Origin of the sequence: Marinitoga sp. 1135, from assembly GCF_013363245.1 — a bacterium.
GTDB lineage: Bacteria > Thermotogota > Thermotogae > Petrotogales > Petrotogaceae > Marinitoga > Marinitoga piezophila.
Window position 1 is genome coordinate 34,421 of record NZ_LBEZ01000020.1, and the last position, 12,146, is coordinate 46,566.

Here is a 12,146-nt window from a genome sequence, read left to right on the forward strand (position 1 = left end):
CTTTTCTTTATTTATTTTCTGGTAAATTATTATCCTTATTTTCATTGTTATTTTCAATTATAACTTCCTGATTAACCTTTATGTATTCGACTCCTCCGCTTTCTGTTGTTATTTCCATATTCTCGTCTTCACCTTTTTCCCACAATTCAAATTTTTTCATAACCAGATCATAAGTCTTTTCGCTAACTTCTGGAAGTTTTCCTCCTAACATATCTCTAACGCTCTGAAATCCCTCTTTTACGGCATTTCTCAATAAATCGATTTTTGATTTATCACCACCAGATATGGATTTTGCAAATTCAATAAGCCTATCTGAAACAGACTCAGGACTCCAATACCCATCACCTTCAAGTTCTTTTTTCATCTCTGCTCTTTCATCTTCTGTAATACCTAATTGCTTTTTTATTTTATCTTCAACCCATGCTTTAAACTTATCATACATCTGTTGAGATTCTTCATTCATATCCTTCCATTTTGAAGGATCAATTTCAATCTTTTTTCCAACTACGCTGGAATAAGTGGCTTTCATATACTCTATTTCTGTTTTTACATAAACATCGCCTTTAGGGGATTTATTTGCAGATTTATTGTTTTCATTGTTTTTTGATTTATTTTTTTCTTCAAATTCCTTTGTGTTTTCTAATTTTGTTATTTCAGTGTACTTAAAATAATTAAAATTTTCTCCGTTTATTCTCATCAGAATCACCTCCTTTATATAATTCGTCTATTTTTACTGTTATATTAATATTATATCATAATAAATAAAAAATCTCCCTGAAAATCAGGGAGATTCATTTTTGAGACTTGATTAAAAGGGTTAAATCTTAAATTTCTTTAAACCATCTACAAGGATTTGAGCTTTTTCAGAAAGTCTTTCAGTAATATCTTCTAATTTTTGCAAGCTTATATTTTGATTTTCAATTGAATCGGCAATTTCTGTGATTTCATCTGAGATATTTATAATTTCCCGTGTAATCCTATCCATTCCCATTGCAATTTCTTCTGTAGATGAACCCTGTTGTTCAGCACTTGCACTGAGATTTTCTATATTTACGGTGATATTCTGGATTTTTTGAGTAATATTTGAGAATTTCTCTGCAACAATATTAGCCTCAGCTTCTACATCTTTTATGATTTCACCTGTTTTTGATGTAGCATCGCTTGCATCGTCTGCACCGTCTTTTATTTCTCCTAATATTTCAGCAATTTGTTCTGTAGCCCTCTTACTTTCTTCTGCTAATTTTCTTATTTCATCAGCAACAACAGCAAATCCTTTCCCGGCTTCTCCAGCCCTTGCTGCTTCTATTGCAGCGTTTAAAGCAAGGAGATTAGTTTGTTCTGTGATATTTTCTATTGTTTCTACTATCTGTTCAATATTTTGTGCTTTGTTTGCGAGATTTTGAACGGTATTTATTGTAATATCAGACTGTTTAACAGCATTTGTTATTGTTGTAATTATTTTTGAAATTGATTCGCTACCTTCAGTAGCAGTTTGAGAAACATCTTTTGCTTCTTCATATAAGTTCTGTGAATTTTCTGATATATTTTGTGCTGAAGCGGAAATTTCTTCTACTCCGGAATTCATTTCTTCAATGGAAGAAGAAACTAAATTTGAGCTTTTATCCATATCTTCAGTCTTTTCTGTAATTTTTGCCATTTGTGTTGACTGAATTCTTGCATTTTCTTCAAGTTCTACGGCTGATTCTTCCAGATCAGAAGCAGATTTTCTTACACTAATTAAATAATTTCTGAGATTATTTGCCATGTAATTTAATGATTCTGCAATTCTTGCAATTTCATCTTTACCTCTTGCGCTAAATTTAATGGTTAAATCACCTTCGCCAAATTTTTTAACATCATTTGAGAGTTTTTCAAGAGGTTTAGCAATAGAATTTCCAAGTAGTATTGAAACAATAACTGCAACTGAAGCAGCTAAAATTACAATTAATACAAAGAAATTAACAATACCTCTTAGTTTTGCAAGTAAAGCGCTTTTTGGAATTGAAACTGCAACAGACCAATTCATTGATTTTATAGGTGCATAGATTAATATTCTTTTTTGATTGTTTTCAACAGTAATTTCACCATAACCTTTTTCACCATTGATCATCTTTTGCGCAATTTCACTTAAACCTTTATAATTTAAATTAAAAACACTGCTTCCTATAAATTTCTTTATTGTATGTGCAATCATTGTTCCGTGTGAATCTAAGATAAAACTATAATTACCTTCTGCTGAAGTGCTAACAAAATTCAGAAATTTTTCAAGAGAAATTGTACCACCAACTAAACCTATGGTTTTATTATTTTCATCTCTAATCGAATGTGCAATAACTATATAGATGTTCCGTCGGCTTTCGATATTAAAACGTCGCTTATAGCAATATCGTTTCCGTTCATTATTTTTTTAAAGTAATCTCTATCAGCAATATTGGTTTTTACATTTGTTGTTGTGTAGGCATTTCCATCTTTATCTGCTATAAATAACATGCTGTAATCATCTAAAATTTCATTATCTTTTTTTAAGATTGCAATTGAATCAGTCATGTTCATATTTTTAAAGATTTTTTTGTTTGAGATAAGTGTCATTTCATGAATTAACGAATTAAAGAACATTTCTACCTGTGATGTCTGTTGTTCTAAAATGGAAAATGAATTTTCTTCAATTAGACTTTCAAGTGATGCTGATAAATAAAAATACAGAAAAAATCCAACAAAAGCTCCAGCAGAAATTATAATTGTTGAGAATACTATAAGTATTTTTCTTCTAATAGAATTCACAATTACACCTCCGATTGTTAAAAATTCGAATTTTTGCAAGGAAATTATATCATAAAATATATGATAAAAAATTTCAAAAAAAATATATTAATATTAAATATCCATTATTTATTATTAATGTTATATTAATAAGTTTAACGGGTGTTCTGGATTTGGAAGGATTTGTCTTTAATTGAAAGATTATTATGATATAATACTATGTTATGAGTTTTTAAAGAGTTGCAGTAACAATATTGGAAAGGTTGAGTTAAGAATGGAAATATAAAATTTTTTTATGGAGGAATTATGGTATGATATTAATAGTTAATGGTCCTAACCTTAATATGTTAGGCAAACGCCCAAAAGAAATATATGGTAATTTTTCATATCAGGATCTTTTGAAATTGATCGAAGATTGGTCTGAAAAGAACAAAATAAAAACAGAAGTTTTTCAGTCAAATTTTGAAGGAGAAATTATTAACAGACTTCAGAAAATGGATTTTGATGGGCTTATAATTAATGCAGGTGCTTATACACACTATAGTTATGCAATTAAGGATGCTCTGGAAATAATTGATGTTCCTAAAATCGAATTGCATATTTCTAATATATATAAAAGAGAAGAATTTAGAAAGAAAAGTGTAATAGCCCCTGTATGCGATGGACAGATTACAGGGTTAGGACTCGATGGGTATATCCTGGCATTGGAATACCTGAAAAAAATCATAGGAAAGAGGTAGAAAATGGAAAAGCTAGTAAAGTTTGAGGATTTAGGATTATCAGAAAGTACATTAAAGGCGTTAAAGAAAAAGGGGTTTGAGGAACCAACACCAATTCAGGAAAAGGTTATACCAATTCTTTTACAGGAAGGTATTGATGTAATTGGTCAGGCGCAGACTGGAACAGGTAAAACAGCAGCATTTGGATTACCGTTAATTGAAAAATTAGAACCTTCAAAAAAGGTAAAGGCTTTAATTTTAACTCCTACAAGGGAATTGGCTATTCAGGTTGCAGAGGAGATTAATTCTTTAAAAGGAAGAAAAAAGTTAAATATTCTTCCTATTTATGGTGGACAATCAATAGAAAACCAAATTTCAAGACTTAAAAAAGGTGTTGATATCGTAGTTGGAACACCGGGAAGAATATTGGATCATATTAGAAGAAAAACATTGGATTTAAAACATGTTTCTTATGTAATTCTTGATGAAGCAGATGAGATGCTTGATATGGGATTTATAGATGATGTAGAGGAAATACTTTCAAATACACCAGAAAAAAAGCAAATACTTTTATTCTCGGCTACAATGCCATCAAGAATTTTAAAGCTTGCAAAAAAATATATGAGCAATTACAAGATAATTTCTGTAAAACCAGAACAATTAACAACGGAATTAACAGAGCAGATATATTTTGAGGTTAATGAATCAGATAAATTTGAGGCGTTATGTAGAATTATAGATATAGAACCAGAGTTTTACGGTCTTGTATTCTGTAGAACAAAGGTAGATGTTGATACTGTTTCAAACAGACTTATTGATAGGGGATATAGTGCGGAGGCATTACATGGAGATTTATCCCAATATCAAAGAGAAAGAATTTTAAGAAAATTCAAAACAAAGAGAGCAAATATTCTCGTAGCAACAGATGTTGCAGCAAGAGGTATTGATATTTCAGATTTGACACATGTAATAAATTATTCATTGCCTCAAAATCCTGAATCGTATGTTCATAGAATTGGAAGAACAGGAAGGGCAGGAAAAGAAGGAACAGCTATTACTTTTGTTACACCAGAAGAATATAGAAAGTTATTGTTTATAAAAAGAATTTCAAAAAGCGATATAAAGAAAAAGAGAATTCCTAAAATAAAGGATGTTATAGAATCAAAGAAAAATAGAATAAAAACAGAAATAAATAATATCCTTGAAAGCGAAACATATGAAAACTATCTTGAATTAGCAAATGAAATGCTCGAAAATAGAAATGCAAATGAAGTACTTGCAGCAGTATTAAAATATGCTTTTCAGGATGAACTTGATGAAAGAAATTATAATGAAATTAGAGAAGTTAAAGGAAAATCATTTGTTGATAAGAAAGGTAAAACAAGATTATTTGTGGCCCTTGGTAAAGATGACGGAATTACAAAGGAAAAGATATTAAAATTAATAAAAGATTATACAAAACTTGATAATGTTAGATTAAGAGATGTAAGGATACTCGATAAATTTTCTTTTATTACTGTGTCTTTTGAAGATGCAGAGATTATACTTGAATCTTTTAAAAAGAAAAGAAGAGGAAGAAAACCAATAATTGCGAAAGCAAAAGAAAAAAGCAGAAAGGCGGAATAATTATGAAAGTACAGAAAGGAAATACTGTAAAGTTACACTACAAAGGGACATTAAATGACGGAACTGTTTTTGATTCATCAGAAGGAAGAGAACCATTAGAATTTACAGCAGGTGCAGGACAGGTAATTCCAGGATTTGATAAAGCTGTTATGGATATGGAAGTTGGAGAAAAAAAGACATTCACTATTCCTGCTGAAGAGGCATATGGAGAATATTCTGAAGAAAAAGTATTTGAATTACCAAGACAGAGTTTTCCACCTAATATAGATGAAGCAGTTGGCCAAACAGTACAACTTGCAGATCAATCAGGAAATGTATTCCTTGCTAAAATCCTTGAAGTTACAGATGAAATGGTAAAAATGGATACAAATCATCCTCTTGCAGGTAAGGATTTAACCTTTGAAATTGAAATTGTAGAAATTAACTAAAAATAATTAAAATCACTGGAGGAGAAAGTATGAAAAAGGTTGAACTTCTTTCTCCAGCCGGAAATATGGAAAAATTAAAAATGGTTTTCCGCTATGGTGCTGATGCAGCTTACCTTGGCGGAAAATTTTTCAATTTAAGAGCTCTGGCTGGAAACTTCTCAAATGAAGAGATAGTAGAAGCTGTAAAATATGCTCATTCTCTTGGGAAAAAGATATATGTTACTTTAAATATAATAGCTCATAATAATGAAATTGAAAAGGTTGCAGATTATGCTAAATTTCTCGAATCTGCTGGTGTAGATGCTGTTATAGTTGCAGATTTAGGTGTTTTTAAAATAGTTAGGGACAATACAGATCTTGAAATAAATGTAAGTACTCAGGCAAGTAATACCAACTGGATGAGCGTAAAAGTGTGGCATGAAATGGGAGCAAAAAGAATTATTTTAGCTCGTGAATTATCATTAAAAGAAATTCGCGAAATAAGGGAAAAAGTACCTGATGTTGAGCTGGAAGTTTTTATACATGGTGCAATGTGTATGTCTATTTCAGGAAGATGTTTGTTGAGTAATTATTTAACAGGAAGAGATGCCAATAGAGGAGCATGTGCTCAACCTTGCAGATGGAAGTATCATCTTGTTGAAGAGAACAGACCAGGTGAATACTATCCTATTTATGAAGATGAAAGAGGAACATTTATAATGAATTCCAGGGATCTTTGTACAATAGAGTTTATTGATCAGATTTTGGATACTGGTATTGATAGTTTAAAGATAGAAGGAAGAATGAAGGGAATATACTACGGTGCAATAGTAACAAAAGTATATAGAGAAGCAATAGATAAATATTATGAAGGTAATTTTAAATATGATCCTAAATGGATGGAGTATTTAAATTCTGTAAGTAACAGAAAATATACAAAAGGATTCTTCTTTGGCAATCCTGGAGCAGAAGGTCAAAATTATGATTCTTCATCATATAATAAAACACATGAAATTGTTGCAAAGGTCCTTGGTAAAAGCCGAGATGGTAAATCAATACTTGAAATTAGAAGTAAGATTGCAGTAGGCGAAGAAGTTGAAATTATAAAACCAGTTGGTGATCCAATAAAAATAAAAATGCCGGAAATGATTAAAATGAGAAAGGGCCAGGAAGAAGGAAAAATAGAGATGGCTAATCCAAATGTAATAGTAAAAGTCGATCTTGATCTAGAAGAAATGGATATATTAAGAAAAAAGCTCCAGAAATAAATTCTGGAGCTTTTATTTTTTTCTATTATTATTTTTCTTCAATTCCTAAGAGAGCATTACAATATGTTTTTGGATCAAAAATTTGAAGGTCATCGGCTTTTTCTCCGACGCCTATTAATTTAATAGGAATATCCAATTCCTGATTAATAGCAAAAGCGATACCACCTTTTGCTGTTCCGTCTAATTTTGTAACTACAATTCCAGTTAAATCAGTTGTTTCTTTAAACACTTTTGCCTGAATAATACCGTTTTGGCCGGTAGTTCCATCGAGTACAAGTAAGGTTTCATGTGGAGCATCTGGAATAACCTTTTGAATAACCCTTTTTATTTTCTTTAACTCTTCCATAAGATTCTGTTTTGTATGCAATCTTCCGGCAGTATCTATTATTACTATATCTCTTCCTTTAGCGACAGCATGATTTAATGCATCGAAAGCTACAGCAGCAGCGTCAGCACCATGTGTATGGGCTATTACATCAATACCTAATCTATTACCCCATTCCTTTAATTGTTCAATAGCAGCTGCCCTAAATGTATCACCTGCAGCAAATACCACATCATGTCCTTTGTCTTTGTATAATTTTCCAAGTTTTGCAATGGTAGTGGTTTTTCCTGTTCCGTTTACACCGACAACAAGTATTACAAACGGTTTTTTATCTGGATTAAATGACAAAGGTTCATCTTTTAAATGTTCAACCATAATATCTCTTAATAGTAATAAAGGATCGTCTGAGTTTTCTTTTTTATATCGTTCTTTTAATTCTTTAAGAATATCTTCTGTTGCTTCGACTCCCATGTCTGAAAGAATCATAATTTCTTCCAATTCTTCTAAGACTTCATCGTCAAGTTTTCTTCCAGCAAAGAGTGTTTTAATATTTCCAAAAAATTTATCTCTTGTTTTTTTAAGTCCTTCTGCAATTTTATTAAAGAATCCCATGCTTTATCCTCCTACATCTAATTTGTTAACTTCGGATATATTTTACCATTAAGATAATAATTTTGCAAACATTATAGTTTGAATTTTATGACTATTATGGTAAAATATGATTATGAGAGTATTAAAAAAAATAAGAAGGAGATAATACTATGGGTGACTTCTGGGAAGATACCACATCCTGTCCGTTGTGCGGCAAAGCGTTTCCATATACAAAAATAAAAATTGATAGTATTAGAATTGAAAAGTATGATGATGATTTAAAGCCGACGTATAGAGGTCCTAATCCTCTTCATTTTTCAATTTTAACATGTCCTAAATGTGGATTTACTTACTTTAATGGTGATGATGACCTGTTTAAGAGAATAGGTAAGGATACAAAAAAAGATTTAAAAGAATATTTAAAAAGAGTTAGAGATAAAATGGGGAAAATAGATAATAGTAAGAATAAAAGTATAGATTTTTTGAAAAAACAGTATGCACTTGCTGGAATTGTGTATAAAATAGTAAATAATCCTGGAAGAATAGCGAGAACGTTTATACGTTTAGCATGGATATTCAGAGAAGAAGGAAAAGAAATGGCAGAATTAAAGATGCTGGTTTCTGCAGTTGAAATCCTTGAAAAGAATTTTAAGGATTTAAATTCTGATGAGGATTTAATAATGTATTACTTCTTTAAAGGATATACAAATTATAGGATAGGAAAGAAAAAAGAAGCCAAAGAATTTTTTAATAAATTGGTTGGAAGATATAAAAATTCAAAGAATCCATATGTAAAACAGGCAGAAAAGTTGAAAGGGGATCTGTGATGAAAAGATTGAGTTACATAGTTCTATTAATAATTTTAGTACAGTTTTTTTCATCCTGTTCGTTATTACAGGGAGTTGCATCAGACAACGAAAGATTGAATGATTTAGAAACAGAAGTTTCAACATTGAAATTAAAATTGACAAATTATGAATCTGAATTAAATTATTATAAGGAAACTGTAGAAACATACAATAGTAGAATAGAAGATTTGAATAGAAATATAACAAATTTAGGAGCGAAAATAAAAAAAATAGAAGATACATTATCTGCTTCTAATGCAGAAATTGCAAATGAGTTAAATAAATATAAAAGTGAGCTTATTTTATATCAAAATACATTAAATAATCTTCAAAAAAAGATTGGAGATATTCAGAATATTGATAATGAAGGTGTATATTCAAGTTTATTGTCTGATATTAATCAAAGGATCACAAATATTGAAAATAACATAAAAATATTAAATAATGAAGCTGTAAGGATTTCCGATTTAAATACACTAAAGAATGAATTTATAACCAGAGACTCAACAGAATTACAGCAAAAGTTTGAAGCATTAAATATCAAAATAACAAATGAAGAAAAAAGAATAGATGATTTAAAAAGAGAGATACATACAACTTCTTCTTCTATTACAAATATAGAAGTATCTCTAAAAAATATGCAAAATAAAGGATTAATATTGGAAGGAAAAATAAATAACATAGAAAAAACCCTTGCGGGTATAACATTATCTTCAACTGAAATAAAAAACAACATAGATGTTGCTGTTAAAAATAATATAGACGAATTGTTGAAAACTGTTAATTCTTTAGATAAGGTGTGGCAGATTAATTTTGAAACATTAGAAAAGGATTTTGATAATTTAAAAAATGATTATAACTCATTTAAAGGAAAAGTTGGAGCAATTATAGATGAGGAAAATTTGAAAAAATACGTATATGAATCCGTTTCTGCAGAAACACAGAGAGAAGTTGCAAAGTTGTTTTATAAAACCAAAAGTGATGAACTATTAAAAATAAAAGGTCTTGAAAATCAGATGGCGCAGCTTGAGAAGAATATAAAAAATCTTGAAAATTCATTTGAAATGATAACATCACGACCTATTAGTACATTTGATGAAAAATACAAAACACAGCTGGATGAACTGGAAAGAAAATTAACAAATGCATTAATAAGTTTTTCAAAAGCTGAAATAAAAGATCTTTTTGGTTCAACAGACCAAATAATTTATCAGGTAAAACCAGGTGATACTTTAAGCCAAATAGCATTGGCTTTTGGATTGGGGTATAATGGAGTAGATTTAATAAAAGTTGCGAATAACATTGATGATCCAAGGAGTATAAGAGTAGGACAAAAAATAATAATTCCTGTTAACAATATAGAAGAGTTTTTAACATGGCCTCTTACATATACAAAACCTTCTGATTACGATAGAATAGTTGTAAGGTTTGGAGATAGAATTTCAACGGGTGTATCAGTTGGATTGGGAATATTACCATTAAAAGATGAATATGTAAGGCCTACATTGCCTGGAAGAGTTGTTGAAATAGGAAAGGCTGTTAATGAGAGTAAATATGTAAAGATAGATCATGGGAATGGTGTAATGACAGTTTATTCCAATATTTATAATATTGATCCTTCTATTAAAGAAGGAAAATGGGTGGATACAGAAACGTTAATGGGAAAGGTGAAAAAGGATAAGTTGTTTAATTTTGAAATCTGGAAAAATGGTGAGCCGCGAGATCCTATGAAATTATTCTTTAAATTTGCAGGGAATTTCAGAGCAACTTTTTATACAGAATGGGATGATAAAATTATATATTATCCAGCATTTAGATTAACAAAGTCTGGAAATGTTCCAAGACCATGGGTAACAGTAGCTGCTGATCCGAAGTATTTACCTCTTGGAACTGTGGTATATATTCCAGAATTTAGAAATACCCCTAATATGGGATTTTTTGAAGTGGAAGATATTGGTTCGAAAATTGTTGGAAATAGATTGGATATATATATTAATGATGTAAGACTTGCGCAAAATACACAGGAAGTTAGTGTTTATGTAGTAGGGAAAAAGGCCAGGAGGTAATAAAATGGGACTAACAGTAAAAAGCAGTTATGCATTAAGAGCGTTGTATGAACTTGCTTTATTTCATAAAAATGGAGTGAAAAGAGTTTCTATAAATGAATTATCGGCAAAGCAAAAAATACCGAAGGATTTTCTGGAAAAAATATTCAGTGAATTAAGGGAATATAAAATTGTTGATTCGGTGCGCGGAAGATACGGAGGATATGCTTTAAGTAGAAAACCAGAAGATTTAAAATTAAGTGAAGTAATTTATATTTTAGATAGACCATTTCAATCATATGAGTGCGTTGTTACCGGAAAATGTGAAACACTTGGTTCTGAATGCGCAGTGGGATATGTCTGGAAAAAAATAAATACAATTCTTATGAGCGAACTTTCAAAGATTACACTTGCAGATTTATTAAAAATAGGAGAAAAACTGGAATTAATGGGAGGAAATACAGTTGAAGAAAAAATTAATAATGCTGATGAGCGGCGGGGTTGATAGTTCTGTTGCTGCATATCTTGCGAAAGAGATGGGTTATGAAGTAATAGGAATTCATTTTAAAACAATACCAGATGAAGTATTTATAAAGATTCCTGAAAAAAAGAAAATATGTTGTAGTCCATCTGATACCTATGATGCAATGAGAATTGCTGATAAATTGGGGTTTGAATTAAAGGTAATAAAAATATATGAGGAATTTAAGGAAAAAATAATAGATTATTTTATAAAAGAATATAAAGCAGGAAGAACTCCTAATCCATGTATGCTATGTAATAAATATTTTAAGTTTGGATTGGCAATTGATATATTAAAAGAATATGATGCAGATTATATTGCTTCAGGGCATTATGCAATTAGAGAATTTTCTGAAAAATACAATACAGAGGTAATAAAAAAAGGGATCGATGTGTCCAAGGATCAATCTTATTTTCTTGCATATATGAAAAAAGAAGCAATACCACATATTATTTTTCCGAATGGAACTTATACAAAAGATGAGATAAGAAAGATAGCAGAAAAATTAGATATAAATATAGCTAAAAAAGTTGATAGTCAGGAATTGTGCTTTATTCCAGATAACGATTATAGAAGATTTTTAAGAGAAAATGGAATAAATGTATCAACAGGTGAAGTGCTTGATTTGGAAGGGAATATAATAGGAGAACATACTGGTTATACCAATTATACTATAGGTCAAAGAACAGGAATAAAATATTTCAAAAATCCAAATATAAAAATGCATGTGTATAAAATAAATCCAGAAAAAAATCAAATAATAGTAGCTCCAACAGAAAAGGTTTACTTTAAAGGGCTTATTAGTACGGATTTTGAATTTTTGGTTGATTTTAACGAAATTGAAGCAAGATGTAGAATAAGAAAAAGAAATGAGGAAAAAGATGCATATATAAGAAAAATAGGCGAAAATAAAGTGGAAGTTATATTTAAAGAACCTATTTTTGCTGTAACTCCTGGCCAATTTGCCGTTGTTTATGATAATGAAGGAGTGATTTTAGGAGCAGGTAAAATAGAACAATATCTGGAGGTATGAA

At 30.1% G+C, this 12,146-nt stretch carries 12 protein-coding genes; 8 read left to right on the top strand and 4 right to left on the bottom strand.

The window, feature by feature from the left end; genetic code table 11:
* Positions 1-7: 7 nt before the first annotated feature.
* The 3 genes from XO10_RS09135 to XO10_RS09145 all read right to left on the bottom strand — a co-directional run bounded on the left by XO10_RS09135 (position 8) and on the right by XO10_RS09145 (position 2,781).
* A complete protein-coding gene (locus XO10_RS09135; RefSeq protein ID WP_175421422.1) occupies positions 8-697 on the bottom strand; it encodes a hypothetical protein in 690 nt (229 codons plus the stop codon).
* Positions 698-817: 120 nt separating this feature from the next.
* Positions 818-2,362 carry a methyl-accepting chemotaxis protein gene (locus XO10_RS09140; protein WP_368494264.1) on the bottom strand — a complete coding sequence of 515 codons (1,545 nt, stop codon included), beginning with the start codon at positions 2,360-2,362 and terminating at the stop codon, positions 818-820.
* Positions 2,335-2,781: a hypothetical protein gene (locus tag XO10_RS09145; protein ID WP_175421424.1), complete on the bottom strand. Its 447-nt coding sequence runs from the start codon at positions 2,779-2,781 to the stop codon at positions 2,335-2,337. The genes XO10_RS09140 and XO10_RS09145 overlap by 28 nt, the downstream gene beginning before the upstream one ends.
* Positions 2,782-3,071: 290 nt before the next feature.
* Here XO10_RS09145 and aroQ point away from each other — a divergent pair, with 290 nt between their 5' ends.
* Genes aroQ through XO10_RS09165 form a run of 4 tightly spaced genes read left to right on the top strand, consistent with a single transcriptional unit; the run spans position 3,072 to position 6,780 of the window.
* Positions 3,072-3,500: a type II 3-dehydroquinate dehydratase gene (aroQ, locus tag XO10_RS09150; protein ID WP_014297290.1), complete on the top strand. Its 429-nt coding sequence runs from the start codon at positions 3,072-3,074 to the stop codon at positions 3,498-3,500.
* Between the two features lie 3 nt (positions 3,501-3,503).
* On the top strand, positions 3,504-5,105 hold the full coding sequence (locus tag XO10_RS09155) for a DEAD/DEAH box helicase (protein ID WP_175418518.1): 1,602 nt from the start codon (positions 3,504-3,506) through the stop codon (positions 5,103-5,105).
* Between the two features lie 2 nt (positions 5,106-5,107).
* Positions 5,108-5,533, top strand: a complete 426-nt coding sequence (locus tag XO10_RS09160; protein ID WP_014297292.1) for a peptidylprolyl isomerase — start codon at positions 5,108-5,110, stop codon at positions 5,531-5,533.
* A gap of 29 nt (positions 5,534-5,562) precedes the next feature.
* Positions 5,563-6,780, top strand: a complete 1,218-nt coding sequence (locus XO10_RS09165) for a U32 family peptidase (protein WP_175418519.1) — start codon at positions 5,563-5,565, stop codon at positions 6,778-6,780.
* Between the two features lie 28 nt (positions 6,781-6,808).
* Here the strand turns inward: XO10_RS09165 and ftsY are convergent, their stop codons facing one another.
* The gene (gene ftsY, locus XO10_RS09170; protein WP_014297294.1) at positions 6,809-7,717 is read right to left on the bottom strand and encodes a signal recognition particle-docking protein FtsY; all 909 of its coding nucleotides are present in this window, start codon (positions 7,715-7,717) and stop codon (positions 6,809-6,811) included.
* Between the two features lie 149 nt (positions 7,718-7,866).
* Between ftsY and XO10_RS09175 the strand changes: the two genes are divergently transcribed.
* The 4 genes from XO10_RS09175 to mnmA are packed head-to-tail and all read left to right on the top strand — an operon-like array spanning position 7,867 to position 12,145.
* On the top strand, positions 7,867-8,523 hold the full coding sequence (locus XO10_RS09175) for a DUF2225 domain-containing protein (RefSeq protein ID WP_014297295.1): 657 nt from the start codon (positions 7,867-7,869) through the stop codon (positions 8,521-8,523).
* Entirely contained in the window at positions 8,523-10,610 is a 2,088-nt protein-coding gene (locus tag XO10_RS09180) for a LysM peptidoglycan-binding domain-containing protein (protein WP_175418520.1), read from the top strand. Before XO10_RS09175 ends, XO10_RS09180 begins: the two co-directional genes overlap by 1 nt.
* A gap of 4 nt (positions 10,611-10,614) precedes the next feature.
* On the top strand, positions 10,615-11,094 hold the full coding sequence (locus XO10_RS09185; protein ID WP_014297297.1) for an Rrf2 family transcriptional regulator: 480 nt from the start codon (positions 10,615-10,617) through the stop codon (positions 11,092-11,094).
* Positions 11,054-12,145, top strand: coding sequence for a tRNA 2-thiouridine(34) synthase MnmA (mnmA, locus tag XO10_RS09190; protein WP_175421425.1), 1,092 nt, complete (start codon positions 11,054-11,056; stop codon positions 12,143-12,145). The genes XO10_RS09185 and mnmA overlap by 41 nt, the downstream gene beginning before the upstream one ends.
* The last annotated feature ends 1 nt before the right edge of the window (position 12,146 follow it).